Source organism: Mycobacterium sp. URHD0025 (assembly GCF_000426065.1).
Classification (GTDB): Bacteria; Actinomycetota; Actinomycetes; order Mycobacteriales; family Mycobacteriaceae; genus Mycobacterium.
Genome location: NZ_AUEQ01000008.1, coordinates 253,696 through 276,942 on the forward strand (window position 1 = coordinate 253,696; position 23,247 = coordinate 276,942).

The 23,247-nt window shown below is 67.0% G+C and carries 23 protein-coding genes; 11 read left to right on the forward strand and 12 right to left on the reverse strand.

Going from position 1 to position 23,247, the window contains the following annotated elements:
• Window positions 1–3: 3 nt before the first annotated feature.
• From H977_RS0111515 to H977_RS0111525, 3 genes are all read left to right on the forward strand, one after another.
• A complete protein-coding gene (locus H977_RS0111515) occupies window positions 4–447 on the forward strand; it encodes a PPOX class F420-dependent oxidoreductase (RefSeq protein WP_029108006.1) in 444 nt (147 codons plus the stop codon).
• A 42-nt stretch (window positions 448–489) separates the two neighbouring features.
• On the forward strand, window positions 490–660 hold the full coding sequence (locus H977_RS35245; RefSeq protein WP_155946601.1) for a DUF5302 domain-containing protein: 171 nt from the start codon (window positions 490–492) through the stop codon (window positions 658–660).
• A gap of 121 nt (window positions 661–781) precedes the next feature.
• Window positions 782–1,717 carry a type IV toxin-antitoxin system AbiEi family antitoxin domain-containing protein gene (locus tag H977_RS0111525; RefSeq protein WP_029108007.1) on the forward strand — a complete coding sequence of 312 codons (936 nt, stop codon included), beginning with the start codon at window positions 782–784 and terminating at the stop codon, window positions 1,715–1,717.
• A gap of 32 nt (window positions 1,718–1,749) precedes the next feature.
• Here the strand turns inward: H977_RS0111525 and H977_RS0111530 are convergent, their stop codons facing one another.
• From H977_RS0111530 to H977_RS0111570, 9 genes are all read right to left on the reverse strand, one after another.
• Window positions 1,750–3,093, reverse strand: coding sequence for an acyltransferase family protein (locus H977_RS0111530; RefSeq protein ID WP_051288798.1), 1,344 nt, complete (start codon window positions 3,091–3,093; stop codon window positions 1,750–1,752).
• A gap of 35 nt (window positions 3,094–3,128) precedes the next feature.
• Complete coding sequence (locus H977_RS0111535) at window positions 3,129–4,310, reverse strand: MFS transporter (protein WP_029108009.1); 1,182 nt, start codon at window positions 4,308–4,310, stop codon at window positions 3,129–3,131.
• A gap of 109 nt (window positions 4,311–4,419) precedes the next feature.
• Window positions 4,420–6,051, reverse strand: a complete 1,632-nt coding sequence (locus H977_RS0111540; RefSeq protein ID WP_029108010.1) for a monocarboxylic acid transporter — start codon at window positions 6,049–6,051, stop codon at window positions 4,420–4,422.
• Entirely contained in the window at window positions 6,048–6,392 is a 345-nt protein-coding gene (locus tag H977_RS0111545) for a DUF485 domain-containing protein (protein ID WP_029108011.1), read from the reverse strand. The genes H977_RS0111540 and H977_RS0111545 overlap by 4 nt, the downstream gene beginning before the upstream one ends.
• A gap of 145 nt (window positions 6,393–6,537) precedes the next feature.
• Window positions 6,538–8,268, reverse strand: a complete 1,731-nt coding sequence (locus tag H977_RS0111550) for a sodium/solute symporter (protein WP_029108012.1) — start codon at window positions 8,266–8,268, stop codon at window positions 6,538–6,540.
• Window positions 8,265–8,663 (reverse strand): hypothetical protein, encoded by a 399-nt coding sequence (locus H977_RS0111555; protein WP_029108013.1) that lies wholly within the window; start codon window positions 8,661–8,663, stop codon window positions 8,265–8,267. Before H977_RS0111555 ends, H977_RS0111550 begins: the two co-directional genes overlap by 4 nt.
• On the reverse strand, window positions 8,656–9,450 hold the full coding sequence (locus H977_RS0111560; protein WP_029108014.1) for a LytR/AlgR family response regulator transcription factor: 795 nt from the start codon (window positions 9,448–9,450) through the stop codon (window positions 8,656–8,658). The genes H977_RS0111555 and H977_RS0111560 overlap by 8 nt, the downstream gene beginning before the upstream one ends.
• Complete coding sequence (locus H977_RS0111565; RefSeq protein WP_029108015.1) at window positions 9,447–10,646, reverse strand: sensor histidine kinase; 1,200 nt, start codon at window positions 10,644–10,646, stop codon at window positions 9,447–9,449. Before H977_RS0111565 ends, H977_RS0111560 begins: the two co-directional genes overlap by 4 nt.
• 49 nt (window positions 10,647–10,695) lie before the next feature.
• Complete coding sequence (locus H977_RS0111570) at window positions 10,696–10,998, reverse strand: hypothetical protein (RefSeq protein WP_036475726.1); 303 nt, start codon at window positions 10,996–10,998, stop codon at window positions 10,696–10,698.
• Between the two features lie 91 nt (window positions 10,999–11,089).
• Here H977_RS0111570 and H977_RS0111575 point away from each other — a divergent pair, with 91 nt between their 5' ends.
• Window positions 11,090–11,677: an HhH-GPD-type base excision DNA repair protein gene (locus H977_RS0111575; RefSeq protein WP_029108017.1), complete on the forward strand. Its 588-nt coding sequence runs from the start codon at window positions 11,090–11,092 to the stop codon at window positions 11,675–11,677.
• A gap of 106 nt (window positions 11,678–11,783) precedes the next feature.
• The gene (locus H977_RS34775) at window positions 11,784–11,933 is read left to right on the forward strand and encodes a DUF1059 domain-containing protein (RefSeq protein WP_003882209.1); all 150 of its coding nucleotides are present in this window, start codon (window positions 11,784–11,786) and stop codon (window positions 11,931–11,933) included.
• 92 nt (window positions 11,934–12,025) lie between these two features.
• On the opposite strand, the gene H977_RS0111585 is transcribed toward H977_RS34775, so the two are convergent.
• A complete protein-coding gene (locus tag H977_RS0111585; protein ID WP_029108018.1) occupies window positions 12,026–13,048 on the reverse strand; it encodes an Rv1157c family protein in 1,023 nt (340 codons plus the stop codon).
• Between the two features lie 41 nt (window positions 13,049–13,089).
• Window positions 13,090–13,761 (reverse strand): hypothetical protein, encoded by a 672-nt coding sequence (locus H977_RS0111590; RefSeq protein ID WP_029108019.1) that lies wholly within the window; start codon window positions 13,759–13,761, stop codon window positions 13,090–13,092.
• A gap of 133 nt (window positions 13,762–13,894) precedes the next feature.
• Here H977_RS0111590 and H977_RS0111595 point away from each other — a divergent pair, with 133 nt between their 5' ends.
• On the forward strand, window positions 13,895–15,199 hold the full coding sequence (locus H977_RS0111595; protein ID WP_502691163.1) for a mannosyltransferase: 1,305 nt from the start codon (window positions 13,895–13,897) through the stop codon (window positions 15,197–15,199).
• Here H977_RS0111595 and H977_RS0111600 read toward each other — a convergent pair.
• Window positions 15,168–15,461, reverse strand: a complete 294-nt coding sequence (locus H977_RS0111600) for a 4a-hydroxytetrahydrobiopterin dehydratase (protein ID WP_029108021.1) — start codon at window positions 15,459–15,461, stop codon at window positions 15,168–15,170. The two genes, H977_RS0111595 and H977_RS0111600, sit on opposite strands and share 32 nt — an antisense overlap.
• A gap of 27 nt (window positions 15,462–15,488) precedes the next feature.
• Between H977_RS0111600 and H977_RS0111605 the strand changes: the two genes are divergently transcribed.
• From H977_RS0111605 to narJ, 5 genes are all read left to right on the forward strand, one after another.
• A complete protein-coding gene (locus H977_RS0111605) occupies window positions 15,489–15,905 on the forward strand; it encodes a (deoxy)nucleoside triphosphate pyrophosphohydrolase (RefSeq protein ID WP_029108022.1) in 417 nt (138 codons plus the stop codon).
• 174 nt (window positions 15,906–16,079) lie between these two features.
• Window positions 16,080–17,279, forward strand: coding sequence for a nitrate/nitrite transporter (locus tag H977_RS0111610; RefSeq protein WP_502691164.1), 1,200 nt, complete (start codon window positions 16,080–16,082; stop codon window positions 17,277–17,279).
• Window positions 17,276–20,962, forward strand: a complete 3,687-nt coding sequence (locus tag H977_RS0111615) for a nitrate reductase subunit alpha (RefSeq protein ID WP_029108024.1) — start codon at window positions 17,276–17,278, stop codon at window positions 20,960–20,962. Before H977_RS0111610 ends, H977_RS0111615 begins: the two co-directional genes overlap by 4 nt.
• A complete protein-coding gene (narH, locus tag H977_RS0111620; protein WP_029108025.1) occupies window positions 20,959–22,608 on the forward strand; it encodes a nitrate reductase subunit beta in 1,650 nt (549 codons plus the stop codon). Before H977_RS0111615 ends, narH begins: the two co-directional genes overlap by 4 nt.
• A complete protein-coding gene (narJ, locus tag H977_RS0111625; protein WP_029108026.1) occupies window positions 22,608–23,246 on the forward strand; it encodes a nitrate reductase molybdenum cofactor assembly chaperone in 639 nt (212 codons plus the stop codon). The genes narH and narJ overlap by 1 nt, the downstream gene beginning before the upstream one ends.
• Window position 23,247: the final 1 nt, after the last annotated feature.

Below are 23,247 nucleotides of genomic sequence, written 5' to 3' on the forward strand. Positions count from 1 at the left end.
CACATGGGGCGCCAGGTTTTCGACGACAAGCTTTTGGCCTTGATCGGCGGCAACTCGCTGGGAGTTCTCGCGACGATCAAACAGGACGGTCGTCCGCAGCTGTCCAACGTGTCCTACTACTTCGATCCGCGGACCGTGCAGATCCAGGTGTCGATCACCGAACCGCGGGCCAAGACGCGCAATCTGCGGCGAGATCCGCGCGCGTCCGTCCATGTCAGCTCTGACGACGGCTGGTCCTATGCCGTGGCCGAGGGCGACGCGATCCTCACCCCGCCGGCCGCGGCACCCGACGACGATACGGTCGAGGGCCTGATTGCGTTGTACCGCAATATCGCCGGTGAACATCCGGACTGGGATGACTACCGGCGCGCCATGGTCGACGACCGCCGTGTGCTGCTGACCCTGCCGATCACGCACGTGTACGGCATGCCGCCGGGCCTGCGGTAAAGAGCGTGACGACGGCGTCGTCGGCAGGCTACGCTGCGGCGTATGGCTGACGACACTCCCGAAGACGACAACAAGCGCAAATTCCGGGAGGCGCTGGAACGCAAGAAGGCGCAGTCGGCGGGAGGCGCGTCGCACGCGGACGGCGGACGTAAGCAGCCGCGGGCACACGGCCCGGTGGAGAGCCGCCGGGAGTTCCGCCGCAAGAGCGGCTAGACCGGGCATCTATGCGGCGGATCGCAGTCAGTATTGAGCAGCAATCCGCCGCGTAAGCGGTTATCCACAGGTCGGCGAAACGCTCTGGTGACCGTCGCACCCGTGGACCAGTATCGATTCGGTGGATGTCGACGATGTGCTTGGGCAGCAGGACGGGGTGATCTCGCGTCGGCAGGCCTTGGATGCGGATCTGCAGGAGCACGAGATCCGGCGGCTGCTGAGGCGCAACGAGTGGGCGCGAGTGCATGCGGGTGTCTATGTCGATCACACCGGACCGTTGACATGGTCGCAAAGGGCCTGGGCTGCAGTCCTTTACGCGGCACCGGCCGCGCTTTGCTTCGAAACTGCACTGGGAGCGCAAACCTCTCCCATCCATGTCGCCGTTGCGCGACAACGGTCGACATTGGCCGAGCCGGCCGGAGTCCGCATTCACCGAGTCGCGCACTTCGATGAGCGCGTGCTGTGGAATGTCGGTCCACCGCGGATGCGTTACGAGGAAGCCGCACTGGACGTCGCGTGCCACCTCAACTCCGAACTCGATGCCATCGCAATCCTGGCCAATGCCTGCCAGTCCCGGCGCACCACCGCACAGCGGTTGTTGCAAACCCTGGATTCTCGGGGGCGGATGCGCCGTCGCCGCTGGCTGCGGGCAGTGCTCGTCGACATCGCCGACGGCACCTGTTCGGTCCTTGAGCATGGCTATCTCGCTCGGGTGGAGCGGCCGCACAGTCTGCCCCGAGCAATCCGTCAGAAGCGGTCGGCGTCGTCGGTCGGCGTCTGCTATCTCGATGCCGAATACGGTGAACGACTGGTCGTCGAGCTCGACGGCCGGGTTTTTCACGATTCGGCAACGGGGCGGGATGCGGATTTCGAACGGGATCTGGATGCCGCCGTCGACGGCCGGTCGACCGTCAGGCTTTCCTACGGGCAGGTGTTCGACCGCCCGTGCCAGACTGCGAGCAAGATCGCTCGGGTGCTGCAGCGGCACCGGATTGCCGTGTCCGGCCGGCCGTGCGCGCCGGGGTGCGGGTTCACTCGGCTCGACCGTGCCGCGTAGGCACGGACCATCATCAATGCGGCTGATCGCAGTCAGTATTGAGCAGCAATCCGCCGCGTAGACGCCAACCAGCGGGCCGTGACGAGCGCGACCACCATGACCGCCACGCAGTACACACCCTGATCCTTCAGCCCCCAGGCCACTGAGGTCAGCGTGGCCGCACCGGCCACACAGAGAAGTAGACCGACGGCAGCGCTGCGGATCCCGGTGCAGGACACCGCGCCACCGTCCCACAGCGGCAGTGGGTTGTTCTCCAAGGGCCGCAGCGCGATGAACACGATCGCGACCACGCCGGCCATCAATGCCAGTTGCAGCACCGACAGCGCCACAAATCCGGGGGCGCCTGGGTCATAGCGGTCCAGACCCAGGTAGTCGAACACCAGATGCAGGCCGAGCAGCAGCGGCATGTGCCACAGGTACAGCGTCATCGCGCCCGAGTTGCCGATCGCGGCCAGCCACCACACCCGCGGCCGCTGCGCCCACCGGTTGATGGCCGGGGCAGCGGCAATCGCGAACGCGCACATCATGATTGCGTGCCCGGCGAGCAGTAGCGACGGCGGTGTCATGTTCTTCAGGTGCTGGGTCTCGATGCCGACGAGGCTCAGCTCATAGGGGCCGAAGTACAGCAGTCCCAGGTTGACGACGAGCATGCCGACGCCGATCTTGAGCGCGGCGGCGCTGGACAGCAAGTGGCGACGGTAGGCGACACCGAACACACCGGGAATCAACCACACGACGGTGTTGAGATAGCCCAACGAGGTGTAACCGTCGAGGTTGATCCGGACGGCATCGATGAGCGCGATGAACGCATAGGTGCCGACGACCGCGCCGGCCAGCTGTGCGGTCGTCGTGATGCGGGCGAGCAGCGGGACCGCCGCCAGCACCAGGACATAGGCGCCCAGGAACCAGAGCAGCTGGATGGAGATCCCGGCGATCGGCTCGTACACATGGACCGGCAGGACGAACCGCAGCACCGCCAGGGTGACGGTCCAGAAGGCCAGGTAGTAGAACACCGGGCGGTACAGCCGGGTGCAGCGCTTCAGCAGCCAGCCGCCCCAGGAAGCACCCGGTTGCCATGACTGCACCGAAGCCGCCACACCGGCGAAGAAGAACAACGGCATGATCTGGAACACCCAGGTCAGCGCCTGGAAGACAGTGGATGCGGTGAGCAGGTTGCTCCAGATGAACACGTCATCGCGGATGGTGCTGGTGGCCATGACGGTGTGGCCGAACACCACACCGATCAGCGAGACGATCCGGATGACGTCGATGGCCCGGTCCCGGTCGGCAGGGGTCTGGGCCTCGACCTCGGCGGGGCACGGGAACAGGCCGTTCGCGGGGGCTTTCTCGGCAGCTGGGTCAGCAGCAAGGGTCATGGCAGAAACGCTATGGCCCCGGGGGCCCGTAGTCCCTAGGTAGAAGCACTCAACTTCTCCCGGCGCTCGGCGACCAGGATGGCGGCCAGACAGATCGTGGCCAGTATCGCGACTCCGATCGCGAAGGTCACCCCGGCGGTGCGCAAGCCCAGCGATTGGGCGGCCAGCCCTTCGCCGATCACCGGCAGCGAGATGGCGATATAGGCGACGACGAAGTAGGTGGAGCTGACCTCGGCGCGGCGTTGGGCGGGGGCGCGCTCGACGACGGCCGCGAGCCCGCGGCTGAAACTCATTCCCTGGCCCACACCCGACACCACTGCTGCCGCGATCAGACCGGCCAGCGACGAAAAATACAGTGCCGCAGTCAGAATCATCATCCCGGCGATCAGCAGCGCGCACCCTACCGCGACCGCCCGGCCGGTGGCCATTCGATTCGCCGCGACCTGGGTCAAAGCCGACGCGGCGAAGATCGAGCAGGCGATCGCGCCGGCCACCGCGTGGTTGCCGATGCCGATCACCGTGGACAGAAAGGACGGTGCGACTGCGGTGAACAGACCCGTCACGGCGAAACCGGCGAAGGCCGCCAGGGCGGCGATGACGAAAACCGTCCGCACCTCGGGAGGTACCGACAGCCGCTGCAACCCGATGCGGCCGGTGCGCGACGATGTCTCCGGCACGACCAGAACCGCGATCCCGGCCAACAGTGCCAGCCCTATGTGCACCAGGAACGGCAGGCGAAGCGGTTCCGGCGCGTATTGCACGAGGAGACCGGCCAACAGCGGGCCCGCGCCCAGACCGCCGATATTGGCCACCGTCGCCACCGCGGCGGCCCTGGGTTTCCACCCCGGCGGGGCAGCCTCGATGACGGCCGCAGTGGCGGTTCCGGTGAAGACGCCCGCCGAAAGGCCGGAGAGCACCCGGCCGATCAGGAGCACCTGCACCGAGTCGGCGAACAGGAACACCACCGCGCTGGCCACCGCGAACACCACACCGGCCAGCAGCATGGGCCGCCGGCCCAGGGCATCAGACCACCGGCCGAACCCCAGTAGGGCGGCCAGCACGCCGCCGGCGTAGGCGGCGTAGATGATCGTGGTCGTCAGCACACCGAAATGCATGTGCTCGGCGTAGAGCGCATACATCGGCGTGGGCAGCGTGGTACCCACCATGATCGCGGCGAACGCGTACGCGAGGAGAGGAAACGAGAAGCGCCTGAGCACAGTTCAGGGTAGCGGCACCGCGCCACCTGTTATTCCGCCGAAACGGCATTCCAGCAGGCTGCTACTCGGAGTTTCTCTGCTGGAATGCCGTTTCGGCGAAGTGGTGGGTCTAGTGGCTGACCGCCTTCTCGGCGCCCACACCCGTCAGTGATCGCACCTCCATCTCGGCGTTGAGTTCGGCGTCGCCGGTGTCGGAGGACGTGAGCGTGCCGATGATGCCGAGGGCGAACGCCAGCGGAATGGACACGATGCCCGGGTTGGCCAGCGGGAAGAAAGCGAAGTCCGCACCGGGGATCATCGCGGTCTTGCTGCCCGATACGGCGGGGGAGAACACGATCAGCACGATGGTCGAGATCAGCCCGCCGTACATGCTCCACAGGGCGCCGCGGGTGTTGAACCGCTTCCAGTACAGCGAGTACACGATCGTCGGCAGGTTGGCTGCGGCTGCCACTGCGAAGGCCAACGCCACCAGGAACGCGACGTTCTGACCGTTGGCCAGGATGCCCAGCCCGATCGCGAACACTCCCAGGACGACCGCGGTGATCCGCGAGACCCGCACCTGCTCCTGCTCGGTTACCTTGTGGGACTTGAGAACCGAGGCATAGACATCGTGCGCGAACGAGGCCGACGCCGTGATGGTCAGGCCGGCCACCACCGCGAGGATCGTGGCGAACGCCACCGCGGAGATGACACCGAGCAGGATCACGCCGCCGAGTTCGAACGCCAGCAGCGGGGCCGCGGAGTTCACGCCGCCGGCCGCCCCGAGTATCCGGTCCGGACCGACCAGTGCGGCCGCGCCGTAACCCAGTACCAGGGTGAACAGGTAGAACGCGCCGATCAGCGCGATCGCCCAGACCACCGACCGCCGAGCCTCTTTCGCGGTCGGCACGGTATAGAAACGCATCAGCACGTGCGGCAGGCCCGCGGTGCCGAGCACCAGCGCCAGCGCCAGCGAGATGAAGTTGATCTGGGAGGTCAGCGACCCGCCGTACTGCGCGCCCGGTGCCAGCACGTCGCGGCTCGACACGCCCTTGGTGGTGGCCTCGGAGATGGCCGACTGCGCCGAGCCGAGAATCTCGGAAAAATTCAGCCCGAACTTGCTGAGCACCATCACGGTCATCAGGGCAGCGCCGGCGATGAGCAGGACGGCTTTGATGATCTGCACCCACGTGGTGCCCTTCATGCCGCCGACCAGGACGTAGACGATCATCAGGATGCCGACGACGGCGATCACGATCGATTGACCGGCCCGGCTGTTGACGTCGAGCAGCAGGGCGACCAGGCCGCCGGCCCCGGCCATCTGAGCCAGCAGGTAGAACAGCGACACCGTCAGCGTCGAGATAGCCGCGGCCAGCCGGACCGGCCGCTGCTTGAGCCGGAAGCTCAGCACATCGGCCATGGTGAATTTACCGGTGTTGCGCAGCAATTCGGCCACCAGCAGCAGGGCCACCAGCCAGGCCACCAGGAAGCCGATGGAGTAGAGGAAGCCGTCGTAGCCGTAGACGGCGATGGCCCCGGCGATGCCGAGGAAGCTGGCCGCGGACAGGTAATCGCCGGCGATGGCGATGCCGTTCTGCGGGCCCGAGAAGCCGCGGCCGCCGGTGAAGAACTCATCGGCGGTGGCGTTGCGCTTGCTCGCCTTGATCACGACGACCATCGTGACGACGACGAACAGGCTGAAGATGCCGATATTGGCGACGGGGTTGCCGACGGTTTCGGCGGCGAGTGTCGTGATGGTCATCGGGTGCCCTCCAGCTCTTCGCGGATGGCGGTGGCCCGCGGGTCGAGTTCCCTGTTGGCGAAGCGCACGTACAGGCCCGTGATCACGAACGTGGACAGGAACTGGCCAAGCCCGATCAGCAGGCCGACATTGACATTGCCGAACACCGGGATGGCCATGAAGTCGTGGGCGAACGCGCCGAGGGCCACGTAGAGGCCGTACCAGAGCAGGAAGAACGCGGTCATGGGAAAGACGAAGCGGCGCAACCTCGTACGCAATTCCTGGAATTCGGGACTTGCCTGCGTGGCGAGGAACTGCGCCCCGGTGGGGGCAACCCTCTCGGGAAGGTCGATTTCGGGCACCGAGGGCTCCTGACAATTGGCTATGAGCGGATCGCCTGAACCTAATTGAGAGGTGGGTCACACAGGAGCGGTATCGCAGTCCATACGCCGAATTCGGCGATCGCTGCGCTGAGCGGTCGGTCGGGAAGGCTGAACGGCAGGCGGGTCAGCCCGCGGGCACCCGCTCGACACCGAGGCCGAGGCGCTCGGGCACGTGCATGCGCGCGAAGATCTGCGCGACGCCCGGGGTGGGCCGGGTGAACAGGCTGACGACGATCATGGTGAGAAAGGCGATCGGGACACTGACCGCCGCCGGATACCCGATCGTCACGGCGGGCCAGCCACCGAGGACGTCGTCGTCCACCCCGCCACTGATTGCCACGAGCACCGCACCGGCGCACAGGCAACCGCCCACCACGAGTCCGCAGGCCGCGCCGACGACGGTCAGGCCGCGCCACCAGATCCCGAGCACCAGCAGCGGGCACAGCGTCGAGGCCGCGACGGCGAAGGCCAATCCGACGCTGCGCGACAATTCGAGTCCGGACACCATGAGCGACAACGGAATCGGAATCAACCCGCCGATTACGGCGGCGACCCGGAAGTCGCGCACCCGGCCACGCAACACGTCGGTGGCCAGTGCGCCGGCGACGCTGATCAGCAGGCCCGAGGAGGTGGCCAGGAATGCCGCGATGGCACCCGCGGCCACCAGCGCGGCCAGCAGTTGGCCGCCGATTCCGCCGACAGCGGCGCCGGGCGCCAAAAGGACTGCGGCATCGGCTGTTCCGGTGATCAACAGCTGCGGAACGTACAACCGGGAGAACACGCCGAGCAAGACCGGGAACAAGTAGAACACCGACAGAAGTGCCACGACCGCGAGCGCGGTTCGGCGCGCCGCCCTACCGTCCGGGTTGGTGTAGAAGCGGACCAGCACATGCGGCAGACCCATGGTGCCCAGGAACGTCGCGACGATGATGGACAACACCTGATACCGCGGATGCCCGCCGCCCAGGCCGCCGCCGGAGGCGATCCACTCGCTGCCGGTGCCCGGGGTGCCGGCCACCACCGGTGTCGCCGCGCCGGCGGCCAGCGTCAGCGTGGTGCCCGCGCCGAGGGTGTGGCGCCCCGGCGAGCTGATCGTGGCGGACTGCACGTGGCGTCCGTCCAGATCGCCGGTCACGGTGATGCCGGACGGTTCGATGACCTGCACCACCACTTCCGTCTCGACCTGCACGGTGGTCTGCTGCTGCACGGTCGGCGGCAGTGGGCCACCCAATTCGCCACGGTCGCTGATGAACAACCCGAGCAGCGCCATTGCGGGGACCGCGACGGCGGTGAGCTTGAGCCAGTATTGGAAGGCCTGCACGAAGGTGATCGACCGCATGCCGCCGGCCACCACGTTGGTGATGACGATCGCGGCGACCAGCAGCGGGCCGACCCAGACCGGAACGCCCAGAAGTGTTTTCAGGGCCAGGCCGGCTCCTTGGTACTGCGGGGCCAGATAGAACAGGCAGATCACCACGACGACGAGCATGGCCACCTTGCGCAGCCGTGCCGAGCCGAGACGGAACTCGGCGAAGTCGGGAACGGTGTAGGCGCCGGAGCGGCGCAGTGGCGCCGCCACGAACAACAAGACGCCCAGATAGCCGGCGGTGAAACCGACGGGGTACCACAGCGCGTCGGCACCATACTTGGCGATCAGCCCCGCCACCCCGAGAAATGAAGCAGCGGAGAGGTATTCACCGGAGATCGCGGCGGCATTCCATTGCGGGCCGACGCTGCGCGAGGCGACCAGGAAGTCGGAGGTGGTGCGCGACAACCGGACTCCGTACGCCCCGATCGCGATGGTGGCCACCACGGCGACCAGCAGCGCGGCGGCGGTCAGCGGTGCGCCGGTCATGGTTCGCTGTCGACGACGCGGACGAAGTCCCGTTCGCCCTGCTCGGCCAGCCGCACATAGAGCCGCCCCACGCCGTACAAGAGCGGATAGATCAGCCCGGCCAGGATCAGCCAGTTGAGCCGGACGCCGAATACGGTGAGTGCAGCCAGATCCGGCACGGCGGCATCGAGCACAACGAGTGCCACCACGATCGTCACCACGACCGCGGCCAGCCGCAGTGCGAGGCCGAGCTGAGTCCGGACCAGGCCGCGGACCAGCGCGTCGCCCACCTGCGTCTGCTCCTGGACCTCGACCCGGGTGCGCACCATGCGGGTGCCCCGCCGGTGCGCGAGCACGACGCGCTGCCGTTGCGGGGTGGGCCGCCCGGCAGAACCCGGTGCGGGCCGCTCACTCATCGCTGCCCGCAGGCTTCAGTGAGCGCATGGGGTCGCGGACCAATCGGTCCCGCAGTTCCCGCGCCTGACGCCGGCTCACCGGCAGCTCCACCGCGGGCGAGGTCCCGTTGGCGCGCAGCCGCACCAGTACCGCGCCGTCGGACGTGCGCAGCCCGGTGACCTGCCGCAGCGAGACCAGGTAGGACCGGTGGATGCGCTGAAAGCCATGATCGCGCCACCGGGTTTCCAACGTGCTCAACGGGATTCGCACCAGATGCGCGCCGGTCGCCGAATGCAGCCTGGCGTAGTCCCCTTCGGCCTCGACCCAGCCGATGCTGTCGCGGGGCACCAGGTGCGTGATGCCGCCCAGTTCGGCGGGCACCACATTCCAGTCCTGATCCTCGGCGGTGGCCGGCCCGGGCGACTCACTGGCTCTGGCTGCCGCGGAGGCGACCCGGCGCACGGCCTCATCGAGGCGGTTCTGCCGGATCGGCTTGAGCAGATAGTCGACGGCCCCGACGTCGAAGGCGGCCACCGCCTTGTCCTCGTGGGCGGTGACGAACACCACGGCGGGCCGGTTCGCGTAATTGGCCAGCACACCGGCCAATTCGATACCCGACAGACCGGGCATGTTGATGTCGAGGAACACCGCGTCGATGGTGTGCTGATTGAGTTCGCGTAGCGCCGACGTGGCGTCGGACGCGGTGTACACCTCGCCGATGTCGGGGTGCCGGCCCAGCAGGTAGGCCAGCTCGTCGAGTGCGGGCGCCTCGTCGTCGACGGCGAGCACGGTCAGACTGGAGCTCACCCCAAGGCACCTCCGCCGGCTCGGACCCCTGAACGGAACTTCGGCACGCGCATCACCACTTTCGTGCCCGCACCGACCGCTGTCTCGACCACAAGACCGTAATCGTTGCCGAATGCCGCGCGCAGCCGATGATCCACATTCGTCAACCCGACATGCGCGGATTCACCGGTGCGGTCGGCCAGTGCGTCGCCCGGACCGGCGCGCAGCGTGTCCGGATCCATGCCCGTGCCGTCGTCCTCGACCGTGATCACGCATTCGGTGCCTGCGTCGCGCGCGACGATCTCCACCGATCCGCCGCCGTTGCCCGCCAACCCGTGCCGCACGGCGTTCTCCACCAACGGTTGCAGTGCGAGAAACGGCACCACGACGTTGAGCACCTCCGGAGCCACCTGCAGCCGCACCTTGAGGTTGGTGCCGAACCGGGCCCGCTCCAGCGTGAGGTAGCGGTCGATGTTGCGCAGCTCCTCGGCCAGCGTGGTGTACTGCCCGGCCGCACGGAACGAGTAGCGCGTGAAGTCGGCGAATTCCAGGACCAGTTCGCGGGCCCGGTCGGGATCGGTGCGGACGAACGACGCAATCGTGTTGAGCGCGTTGTAGATGAAGTGCGGACTGATCTGGGCACGGAGCGCCAGCACCTCGGCCCGGTCCAGCCGGGCCCGCGACGCGTCGAGTTCGGCGAGCTCGATTTGGCTGGCCGCGTAGCGCGCCACCTCGCCGACCGCCCCCAGCATGCCCGGGCCGGGGCTGGCCGGTGCCAGTACGACGAGGGCGCCGAGCACCTCACCGCCCTCGGTCAGCAGCGGTTGGGCCACGACGGCTGTCGAGCGCGCGGTGCGCAGCACACGGCGTCCGGCGGTGATCGACTCCCGCGCCGTGTCCGCACAGACCTCGTCGGTGCCGGACTGCCAGATCGCGTCGTCGTCGTGGTCACGCGCCAGCAGGGCCGCGTCGTCGTCGAACAGGGCCAGCCCCGCGGTGCCCGTCAACTCACGTAGGTAGGGCGCCGCGGTCTGAGCGGATTCGGTGTCCAGGCCCTGGCGCAATGCGCGAGCGGCCTGAGCCGCGGTGTGCAGCGCGGCATGCACGGCCCGTTCGGTGGGGGTCGCCACCACTCTTCGGGTGCGCACGACGACGACGGCGGCGACCGCCGCCAGGATCAGCGCCAGGGCCAGCGCAACTGCAACCTCGCCGGACATCGTGCGGCCAACCTTAGATTGCTGTGCGACGAAACCGCAGCTAGCTCACCTACTGGACGGGGCAGGCGTACTTTCTGGCCACGTCGTACACCCGCTGTTCGGCACCTGGGCCGATCACGCCCTGTGCGGCCAGTTCCCAACTGATGTACCCCGGGATGCTGCCCGTACAAGCCTGGTGAGCAACGCGCCAGGCAGTATCCGGGTTGAGGTGGAATCCATTGCGGTCCAGGCCCTGCATGTATTCGTCGAATGCCGGCGTGCCCTGGTCGGGGATCGCATTGGCGGTGGCGGCCAACGCGAGAGCGGTAACCACCGCTGCAAAAAGAGGTGCAACGACGCGTCTCATGTCCATCTCCTATGGGCACATCACCGGGTATCGCGTACACATTCGCACACTCGACCGACACAGGCGTCAAAAACGGGACTGGTTCTAGACTGGCGACGTGGGAAAACTGCAGCTGGTACAAGATCCGGAGGCCGACGCTCTGCTGGAGTCCAACCCGTTCGCGCTCTTGGTCGGGATGTTGTTGGACCAGCAGATCCCGATGGAGACGGCGTTCGCCGGGCCCAAGAAGATCGCCGACCGCCTCGGTGACGTCGACGCCCGCGAAATCGCCGACTACAACCCGGACGAATTCATCGCGCTGGTTTCGCAAACCCCTGCCATTCACCGGTTTCCGGGCTCGATGGGCAAGCGGGTGCAGGATCTGGCCCGCGCCATCGTCGACGAGTACGACGGCGACGTGACGGCCCTGTGGACCGGTGGCGACCCCGAGGGCAAAGAGGTGTTGCGCAGGCTCAAGCGGCTGCCCGGTTTCGGCGATCAAAAAGCCCGGATCTTCCTGGCGCTGTTGGGTAAGCAGTACGGCGTGACGCCGAAGGGTTGGCGGGAGGCCGCGGGGGATTACGGCAAGGCCGGCTCGTATATGTCGGTGGCCGATGTGGTGGATCCCGGCTCGTTGCAGAAGGTGCGCACGTACAAGAAAGCCCAGAAGGCGGCCGCGAAAGAGGCCAAGGCCGCCAAGGCCTAGTCGATCGAGCCACCGAGCGTGCGGTGAGAGCGTGTCGAGGCCTGGAATTGCGATCTGTACGCACACTCGACGAAAAATGCCGCGCGGCCTATGCGATGGTGAACATATGGCGAAGACACATCTGAACTGCCCCTGCGGAGAAGCGATCAGCGGGACTGACGAAGACGACCTGGTCGAGAAGGCTCAGGCCCACCTGGCCCAGCAGCACCCGGGTCGGGAGTACGACCGGGAAATGATTCTCTTCATGGCCTACTGAGGCCCAGACTTCAACAGCCCCAAACAAAATTCCCGGTCGCCAGCCATGAGGCCGACGACCGGGAATTTCGTTTCCCCATTCATATGGTGTGGTCAGGGCACCACCGTGGATCCGATGGTGGGCATGAACTGGCACTGCATCTCGGTTGTCGTGACCTGTCCGAAGATCGTCGTCATGATGCTGCCCGATCCGGTGTCGGCGATCGCGGTCAGCGTGGTCGGGCCCTCGGGGTTGAGGTCCGGGCGCGGCTGGAGCGTCACGCTGCCGGACTTGCCCGTCGTCAGGTTCACCCACGTGGCGTTGAGCGGGAGCTTCTGCTGAGCGGCCGGGCCGGGCGTGCCGATCGCGGTGAACACGTACGCGGTCTGGCCGGCTTGCGGGCCGGGCAGCGGGATGGTGGCCGGGCCGGCCACTGAAATCGCCGTGGCCAGAACATTTCCGCCGTCTTTGAGGCACCCGTTGCTGATCGACGGGTACATGAAGTCCTGCTTCGTCGGCGTATCGGGTCCGAAGCCAGGGGTCGCGGCGCCCGCCGGTGCCGCCGCCGCGTCAGGGGCAGGGGCAGGGGCAGGGGCAGGTGCGGGGGCAGGAGCCGGGATCGTGGCCGCCGCCGGAACAGCCTCCGGAGCCGGCGCGGGTGCGCCTTCCGGAGCAGGCGCCGGTGCCGGTGCCGGGGCGGGTGCCGGAGCGGGCAGCGCCTCGGGGGCCGGTGGTCCGGCCGCGTGGGCCGGGTCGACACCCGTCGGCAGGTGGGCGTCGCCGCCGGCGCCCAGAGCGGGAACATGCTCTGGTGCGGCGACGGGCTGGGCTGCGAACTGGTTGACCGCCGTCGCGACGTTGCGGGATTCAGCCGATTCCTGCTTGTTGGCAGCGAAGGCCTGCGCAGCCGCCATCAACAGCTGCACCGCGCCTCCTGGATCGGCTGCAGCCTGCTGGATGATCGGGCTCAGACCCTCCATCGCCGGCAGACCGGGTGCCTGCACGTTGTCGATCGGCAGAGGTGCAGCCGGCGCCGGATCGGCGTTGGCTACTCCGGTGCCGAACAGCAACGCGGCCGACGTACCGACGGCGATGGCTCCGGCGAACAACATTCTCGGTGACTTGCGCGGTGACATGGCTTTCCCAATCGTTTCGGGCGGTCAGACCAGTTCGTGGATCAGGGCAGGCCGGCGGTGAACAGCGGAGCCAGTGCTGCGACCCCCGGGTTGGAGATTCCGGGCGCGGCGGCGGCCGCGGGAGCTGCCACTGCCGGGGCCGCTGCGGCGGCCGGTGCCAGCGGAGCCGCCGCGGCGGTGGCAGGCAGTGCCGTCTGAGCCGCGACCGGAGCCAGTGAGGCCAGGTCGCCCGGGATGTTCACCTTCTGGGGCAGCGGGATCGGCATCCCGGGCACCTGCGGGATCGTCAGCTCGGCTGAGGGGATCAAGGATGCGGGGCCAGTGGCCGGAGCCGTCGCGGCCGGGGCAGCGGGTGCGGCAGCCGGTGCGGCGGGCAGACCCGGCACCAGCGATCCCAAGGGCGCATTGGCCGCTGCCGGTGCGGCAGCCCCCGGGGCTTGCGGCAGTGTCACCGAAGCGGTGGCCGACGGAACCGGCGCCGGTGCGGCGGCGGGGGTGCCGGTCAACGCGGAACTCACGCCCTGCAGCAGTTGCGGCGCGGCGGCCGGCACGCCGGCGAGCTGGTTGACGATCGGCAGGTTCGGCGCGCCGGGAACGGCCGGGGCCGGAGCCACCGGTTCGGCGTTCGCTGTGGCGCTGAGGGCCAACGCGACCGGGACTGCGCCGGCGGCCGCGATCATGCTGGTGGAAAGTGTTTTCCAGGTGAAGATCATGGTTCTCCCAATCGGTTGCTTGCACGTCTGTAGGCGAAACTACGGAGTTACTGGTGTGACTCAAGGGACACGTGTGGCGGTTATTCAACCGTTACTGCATCGGCCGGATTCGTTACCGGGCAGTGCCTTGAGCGTGATGCGCCGGCCGCGTTCGCGCCGCCGGCGCGACAAATGCGGCCGTGACGAACGGCATGCACAAGACGGCCGAAGGCGGGTCGCTAAAGTCGTCTCCGTTAACACCGAACCGGCCACCCACGTCTCAGCAACCGCGCGGCTCTACCGTCTGGCGCCTGCGTTGCTGGTCCTCAGCGTTGCGGCGCGCCTGGCCTGGACGTACCTCGTCCCCAACGGCGCCAATTTCGTCGATCTGCATGTCTATGTCGGTGGCGCCGCCACGCTCGACGGGCACGCGGGCGCGCTCTACGACTACGTCTACGCGGACCAGACGCCGGATTTCCCACTGCCTTTCACCTATCCGCCGTTCGCCGCGGTGGTGTTCTATCCGTTGCACCTGCTGCCCTTCGGCCTGGTCGCGTTCTGCTGGCAGCTCGGCATCGTCGCCGCGCTGTACGGCGTGGCGCGGATCAGTCAGCTGTTGCTCGGCGGACCTGCGCCCCGGCGGGTCGCGATGCTGTGGACGGCCGTCGGCATCTGGACCGAACCGCTGCGCAGCACCTTCGACTACGGACAGGTCAACGTCGTCCTGGTGCTCGCGGTGCTGTACGCCGTCTACAGCAATCGCTGGTGGCTGTCAGGTCTGCTGGTGGGCCTGGCCGCGGGGGTGAAACTGACGCCCGCAGTGTCGGGGCTGTACTTCGTCGGCGCGCGTCGCTGGGCCACCGCGGTGTTCTCGGCGGTGGTGTTCTTCGGAACGGTCGCGGTTTCGGTGCTCGTGATCGGTGACGAGGCGCGCCGGTACTTCACCGAATTGCTCGGCGACGCAGACCGGATCGGGCCGATCGGGACGTCGTTCAACCAGTCATGGCGCGGCGGGATCTCGCGCATCCTCGGCCACGACGCCGGGTACGGCCCGGCCGTGCTGCTCGGCATCGCCGTCACCGCGGTCCTCGCCGTGCTGGCGTGGCGGGCCGTCGGCGGCAGTGCCGACAGGCTCGGCGGCATCGTCATCGTCAGCCTGTTCGGGTTGCTGCTTTCACCGATTTCCTGGACGCACCACTGGGTCTGGTTGATCCCGCTGATGATCTGGTTGCTGCACGGGCCACTGGCCGAGCGGGTCGGGGCACGAATCCTGGGCTGGGGTTGGCTGGCGCTGACACTGGTCGGGGTGCCATGGCTGCTCAGCTTCGCCCAGCCCACGATCTGGGTGATCGGCCGGCCCTGGTATCTGGCGTGGGCCGGACTGATCTATATCGTCGCGACGCTGGCGACGCTCGCCTGGATCGCGACTAGCTCGGCTGGTCGGACAGAATCCGGTTGATCTCCGTGGCCATCTGGACGTCCTTGTCGGTGATGCCACCGGCGGAGTGCGTCACCAATGCGAAAGTGACTGTGCGCCACCGGATGTCAATATCGGGGTGATGGTCTTTCTCCTCGGCGAACTCAGCCACGCGGCGTACCGCGTCGATGCCGTCGAGAAACGTCGGGAATTTGGTGGATCTGCGCAGGGCGCCCGCCGCGCGTTCCCAGCCCGGCAGATCGGGCAGTGCGGCGTCGACCTGATCGTTCGATAACACGGCCATATGCCCGACGGTATACCGTCAGGCGCGATGGATCAGCAGATCGTGGTGGCCGGTGCCCTGTTCTCGCAGGCCGGCCTGTTGGTCGCGCAACGGCAGCGGCCCCCGGAGTTGGCCGGTCTGTGGGAGTTGCCGGGCGGCAAGGTCGCTGCCGACGAGAGCGACGCGGAGGCCCTGACCCGCGAACTCCGGGAGGAACTGGGCGTCGAGGTGACCGTCGGTGGGCGCCTGGGCGCGGATGTCGCACTGAACGCGGGCATGACGCTGCGTGCCTACCGCGTCAGCCTCGCCTCGGGCACACCGCAGGCGCATGATCACCGGGCGCTGCGGTGGGTGACGGTCGACGAACTCGACGAGCTCGCTTGGGTACCCGCCGACCGGGCCTGGCTCGCGGATCTGGCCGAAGCGCTGACCTCGTGGCCGGTCAGATCACCGATGGCGGATTAGGCCGATTCGCGGGCGCACCGAGTTACTCGTTGGGGCACAACAGGATTAATTTCGGCACACCGATGTTGCGGATTACATTTCCATGAAGCTGCCCGCAACGTTTCCGGGAAAATGACGCGACCGCGCCGAACATGATGTTTTGCTGGGGTGGTGACCACGGCAAGTACGCCGTACCTGGGCCAAGGGCAGAGTTTGAATCTCGTGCTGGCCACCTGGGTCTCGGCCATCAATTTCTGGGCCTGGAACATGATCGGCCCGCTGTCCACCACATACGCCGGCGACATGAAGCTGAGCAGCACGCAGGCATCGATGCTCGTCGCGACCCCGATCCTGGTCGGATCGCTCGGCCGGGTGGCAGTCGGCGCGCTGACCGACAGGTACGGCGGACGCACGATGTTCCTGGCGGTGACGCTGGCCTCGATCGTGCCGGTGCTGGCCGTCGGCGCGGCAGGCGAGGCCAGGTCTTACCCGCTGTTGTTGGTGTGCGGGTTTTTCCTGGGCATCGCGGGCACCATCTTCGCGGTCGGAATCCCGTTCGCCAACAACTGGTATGAGCCCTCGCGCCGCGGCTACGCCACCGGCGTGTTCGGTATGGGCATGGTCGGCACGGCCTTGTCGGCGTTCTTCACGCCGAGATTCGTCCGCTGGTTCGGGTTGTTCCCCACCCATCTCATCATCGCGGTCGCGCTGGCGCTGACGGCGGTGCTGTGCTTGGTGGCAATGCGCAATTCACCGGCGTTCCAGCCGAATACCGATCCGGTGATACCCAAACTCATATCGGCGCTGAAGCTACCGGTGACATGGGAGATGTCGTTCCTGTACGCGGTGGTTTTCGGTGGATTCGTCGCGTTCAGCAATTACCTGCCGACCTACATCAAGAACGTGTACGAGTTCTCCGCCGTCCAAGCCGGTAGCCGTACAGCGGGATTCGCGTTGGCCGCAGTGCTGGCCCGGCCCATCGGCGGCGCGCTGTCGGACCGGATCCCGCCCAAGTACGTGGTGCTCACCTCCTTCGCCGGAACCGCCGTGCTCGCGTTCGTCGCCATATTCCAACCGCCGCCCGATGTATGGTCGGCGGCGACGTTCATCGGCCTGGCGATCTTCCTGGGCATCGGCACCGGCGGCGTGTTCGCCTGGGTGGCCCGCCGGTCACCTGCCAAGGAGGTCGGCTCGATCACCGGGATCGTCGCTGCCGCAGGCGGTTTGGGTGGCTACTTCCCGCCGCTGGTGATGGGTGCGACGTACGACGCAGTGGACCACGACTATTCAGTCGGGCTTGTGCTGCTCGTGGCGACGGCACTGCTGGCGTTCGGCTACACCGCACTCCGGTTACACGCGCACGAGCCCGAGCGGGCCAAGGAGGCGCCTCAATGACCAAGCCCCACATCGGCGGACCGATCGAGGAACTGCTCGAACGCAGTGGCAGGTTCTTCACCGCCGGTGAGTTCTCCAGTGATCTGCGTACGGTCACCCGTCAGGGCGGACGTCAGGGCGACGTGTTCTACCGCGACCGCTGGAGTCACGACAAGGTGGTCCGATCGACCCACGGCGTCAACTGCACAGGGTCGTGCTCATGGAAGATCTACGTCAAGGACGGCATCATCACCTGGGAGACCCAGGAGACGGACTATCCATCGGTGGGTCCCGACCGTCCCGAGTACGAGCCGCGCGGCTGTCCGCGCGGTGCCGCGTTCTCGTGGTACACCTACTCGCCGACGCGGGTGCGGTATCCGTATGCGCGCGGCGTGCTGGTCGAGATGTACCGGGAAGCCAAGGCGCGCTTGAAGGATCCGGTTCTGGCGTGGGCCGATATTCAAGCTGACCCCGAGCGCCGCAAGCGCTACCACCAGGCCCGTGGCAAGGGTGGCCTGGTCCGGGTCAGCTGGACCGAGGCCACCGAGATGATCGCCGCCGCACACGTGCACACCATCAAGACCTACGGGCCGGACCGGGTGACCGGATTCTCGCCGATCCCGGCGATGTCGATGGTGTCGTTCGCGGCCGGGTCCCGGTTCGTGGAACTCATCGGCGGGGTGATGACATCGTTCTACGACTGGTACGCCGATCTGCCGGTGGCCTCGCCGCAGGTGTTCGGCGATCAGACCGATGTGCCGGAGTCAGGCGACTGGTGGGACGCGGCGTATCTGATGATGTGGGGTTCCAACGTTCCCGTGACGCGCACGCCCGACGCGCACTGGATGGCCGAGGTGCGCTACCGCGGCACGAAAGTGGTGACGGTCAGCCCGGATTACGCCGACAACACCAAGTTCGCCGACGAGTGGATGCCGTGTGCGGCGGGCACCGACGGCGCGCTGGCGATGGCCATGGGGCACGTGATCCTCGACGAATGCTTTGTGCAGAAACGCGTGCCGTTCTTCGTCGACTACGTCCGCCAATTCACCGATCTGCCGTTCCTGGTGAAGCTCGAAGAGCGCGACGGCGTGCTGGTTCCCGGTAAGAACCTGACTGCGGCCGACCTCGGCGGCCCCGTGGCCGAACAGGAGAACGCGGCGTTCAAACCCGTACTGCTCGACAGTGCAAGCGGCAGCGTCGCAGTGCCGCAGGGCTCGCTCGGCTTCCGTTACGGCAGTGACGGTGTCGGCAAGTGGAACCTCGATCTGGAAAACCTGTCTCCGGCGCTGACCGTGTTGGGCGACACCTTCGAGACCGCCGAGATCACGCTGCCGCTCTTCGACACCGTCGACGGCAGTGGCGCGACCATGCGGCGCGGCGTCCCGGTGCGGCGGGTCGGCGATCACCGCGTGTGCACGGTGTTCGATCTGATGCTGGCCCAGTACGGCGTGCACCGGCCCGGCCTGCCCGGGGACTGGCCCACCGGTTACGACGACGCCACCCGGCCCTACACCCCGGCCTGGCAAGAGCAGATCACCGGAGTGTCGGCCGCTCAGGCGATCCGGGTGGCGCGTGAGTTCGCCCGCAACGCCGAGGAATCCGGCGGCCGGTCGATGATCATCATGGGCGCCGGCATCTGCCAGTGGTTCCACGGCGACGCCACCTACCGGGCGGTGCTGGCGATGCTGATGCTCACCGGTTCGATGGGCCGCAACGGCGGCGGCTGGGCGCATTACGTGGGTCAGGAGAAGTGCCGTCCCGTCACCGGGTGGGCCGCGATGGCGATGGGCACGGACTGGTCGCGCCCGCCACGACAGATGGCCGGGACGTCGTACTGGTACGCCCACACCGATCAGTGGCGCTATGACGGCTACCGTGCGGACGCCCTGTCCAGCCCGGTCGGCCGTGGTCGATTCCGCGACAAGCACACGATGGACGTGCTGACTTCGGCGGTGGCCATGGGATGGACACCGTTCTACCCGCAGTTCGACCGTTCCAGTCTGGATGTGGTCGACGAGGCCAAGGCGGCAGGCCAGGACGTGCCCGACTATGTGGCCGGCCAATTGGCAAGCGGCGGGCTCAAACTCGCGGTCACCGATCCGGACAATCCGGCCAACTGGCCGCGTGTGCTCAATGTCTGGCGGGCCAACCTGCTGGGCTCGTCCAGTAAGGGCAACGAGTACTTCCTGCGTCACCTGCTGGGCACGACATCGAACGTGCAGGCCGAACCGACCGGAGAGGAGTTGCGGCCCAACGACGTGGCGTGGACCGACGACATTCCCGAGGGCAAGCTGGACCTGCTGATGTCGATCGACTTCCGGATGACCTCGACGACGCTGCTCTCCGATGTGGTGCTGCCCGCGGCGACCTGGTACGAGAAGGCGGACCTGTCCAGCACCGACATGCATCCGTATGTGCACGCGTTCAGCCCGGCCGTGGACCCGCCCTGGGAAACCCGTTCGGACTTCGAGGCTTTCGGCGCGATCGCCCGCGCCTTCAGCGCGCTGGCCGCCCGTCACCTGGGCACCCGCACCGATGTGGTGATGGGCACGCTGCAGCACGACACCCCCGCTGCGATGGCCTGTCCCGGTGGTACCGAACATGATTGGCGAGCGACGGGCGAAACGCCGGTGCCCGGCAAGACGATGGGCCCGTTGGCGGTCGTCGAGCGAGATTACCCGGCGATCGCCGAGAAATGGGCGGCCCTGGGTCCGTTGGTCGAGACCCTGGGGCTGACCACCAAGGGCATCACCACCCACCCCGACCAGGAGGTCGGCGAACTCGCCGCGAAGTTCGGTGTGATGGATTCCGGTGCGGCACAGGGCCGTCCCGCCATCACCACCGCGGAGCGGATGGTCGACGTCATCCTGGCGTTGTCGGGCACCTCGAACGGCCGGCTGGCGGTGCAGGGATTCAAGGAGCTGGAGAAGCGCACCGGGCGCAAGCTGGTGCACCTGGCCGAAGGCAGCGAGGAGCGCCGGATCACCTACGCCGACACCCAGGCCCGTCCGGTCCCGGTGATCACCAGCCCGGAGTGGTCGGGCAGTGAAACCGGTGGGCGCCGCTACGCGCCTTTCACGGTCAACATCGAGGAGCTGAAACCGTTCCACACCCTCACCGGACGCATGCACTTCTATGTCGACCACGACTGGTTGGAGGAACTCGGCGAGCAGCTGCCGATCTACCGGCCTCCGCTGGACATGGCGCGGTTGTTCGGCGAATCCAAGCTGGGCCGCGACGGTATCGGCCTGACTGTGCGGTACCTGACCCCGCATTCCAAGTGGTCGATCCACTCGGAGTACCAGGACAACCTGTTCATGTTGTCGCTGTCCCGCGGTGGTCCCACCATGTGGATGAGCCCGCCGGATGCGGCGAAGATCGAAGTGAAGGACAACGATTGGATCGAGGCGGTGAACCGCAACGGGGTGCTGGTCTGCCGGGCGGTGGTCAGCCACCGCATGCCCGAAGGCGTGGTGTACGTCTACCACGCACAGGAACGGACCATCGACGTACCGCTGACGGAGACCACCGGAACCCGCGGCGGTATCCACAATTCGCTGACCCGGCTGCTGGTCAAACCCAGCCACCTCGCCGGCGGGTACGCCCAGCACTCGTTTGCCTGGAACTATCTCGGCCCCACCGGAAATCAGCGTGATGAGGTCACGGTCGTCCGGCGTCGATCGCAGGAGGTGCGATACCAGTGAAGGTCATGGCCCAGATGGCGATGGTGATGAACCTCGACAAGTGCATCGGGTGTCAGACCTGTTCGGTGACGTGTAAACAGGCCTGGACCAACCGGGCCGGCACCGAGTACGTCTGGTTCAACAACGTCGAAACCCGTCCCGGGCAGGGTTATCCCCGTACCTACGAGGATCAGGAGAAGTGGCGTGGGGGTTGGCGGCTGGACCGCCGCGGCCGGTTGCGGCTGCGCGACGGTGGCCGGCTGGCCAAGCTGGCCAGGATCTTCGCGAACCCGAAGCTGCCGTCGATCGATGACTACTACGAGCCATGGACGTACGACTACGAGAACCTGACGTCGGCGCCGCTGGGTGAGCACTTTCCCACCGCACCGCCGCGCAGCCTCATCACCGGCAAACCGATGAAGGTGTCGTGGTCGGCGAACTGGGACGACGATCTGGCCGGCTCACCGGAAATCGTTCCGGGGGATCCGATCCTCAAGCAGGTCAGCGAGCAGATCAAACTCGAGCTCGAGCAGACGTTCATGTTCTATCTGCCCCGGATCTGCGAACACTGCCTGAACCCGTCGTGTGTGGCGTCCTGCCCGTCGGGTGCGATGTACAAGCGTTCAGAAGACGGCATCGTGCTGGTCGATCAGGATCGCTGCCGGGGCTGGCGCATGTGTGTATCCGGATGTCCTTACAAGAAGGTGTATTTCAACCACAAGACCGGCAAGGCCGAGAAGTGCACGTTGTGTTATCCACGCATCGAGGTCGGGTTGCCCACGGTGTGCTCGGAAACCTGCGTGGGCCGGTTGCGCTACCTCGGACTGGTGTTCTACGACGTCGACCGGGTACTGGATGCGGCGTCGGTGCCCGATGAGAAGGACCTGTACGAGGCACAGCGCCAGATCCTGCTGGATCCGGCCGATCCCGAGGTGATCGCCGGTGCCCGGGCCGAGGGCATCTCCGATGAGTGGATCGAGGCCGCTCAACGTTCACCGGTGTACAAGCTCATCCACACCTATGGCGTTGCGTTGCCGCTGCATCCGGAATTCCGGACGGTGCCGATGGTGTGGTACATCCCACCGCTGTCGCCGGTCGTCGACGCGGTCAGCCGCGACGGGCATGACGGCGAGGACGTCGGCAATCTCTTCGGGGCGCTGGAGGCTTTGCGTATCCCGATCGAATACCTGGCCGGGTTGTTCACCGCGGGGGACACCGCCGTCGTCGAAGGGGTGCTCCGACGTTTGGCGGCGATGAGGTCCTACATGCGCGACATCAACCTGGGCCGGCAGACGCAGCCGCACATCCCGGCCGCGGTGGGCATGACCGAGGAGCAGACCTACGAGATGTACCGGCTGCTGGCACTCGCGAAATACGAGGAGCGCTACGTCATTCCGACCGCATACAGCTCCGAGGCGATACCTGGCGCGGAAGAACCCGGCTGCTCGCTGTCCTTCGAAGGGGGACCGGGAATGTATGAGTCGGGTCCGTTCGGCGAGGCCAGCGGCGGGCCGGTACCGGTGGCGGTGGAGACCTTCCACGCGCTGCAACACCGGCAGACCAGCGGCGGGATGGCCGCCAACGCCGAACGGCCGTCTCGCGTCAACCTGCTCAACTGGGACGGCAGGGGAGTGCCGTCGGGCATGTTCCCTGGGGGTGATCAGTGATGAAGCTTCGCAACCGAACCCGCGACCAAACGATGCAGCACCGCCTGGTGTGGCAGGCGGCTTCGCTGATGCTCGCCTACCCGGACGACCACCATGCCGACCGGCTGCAGACCGCGGCGCGTCTGCTGGACCATGTCACGGGGGAGCCCAGGGCGCTGCTCGGCGAAACCGTTGTCGGACTGAGCCTTCGACCGACCATGCAGCTACAGCAGGAGTATGTCGAGACCTTCGACCTGCAGAAGCGGTGCACCATGCTCCTGACCTACTGGACGTCGGGGGACACCAGGAACCGCGGCGCGGACATGGTCGAATTCACCCAGACTTACCGTGCCTCAGGCGTTGAGATCCCTAAAGGCGAAGCACCCGACCATCTTCCGGTGGTACTGGAATTCGCCGCGACGGTCGACCCGGATGCGGGCCGGCGGCTGCTCAACAAGTACCGCCTGCCGATCGGTGTGGTGGCCCGGGCGTTGGCCGAGCGGACGTCGCCCTACGCCCCCGTTGTCACAGCCGTGAACGCAACCCTGCCACCCCTGGCTTCGGTGGACGACGTGTCGCGATTGATGATGGCCGGTCCGCCTGCTGAATCCGTTGGGCTGCAGCCATTTCAATTGACAGTGCCGCCGCGAAGGGTATGAG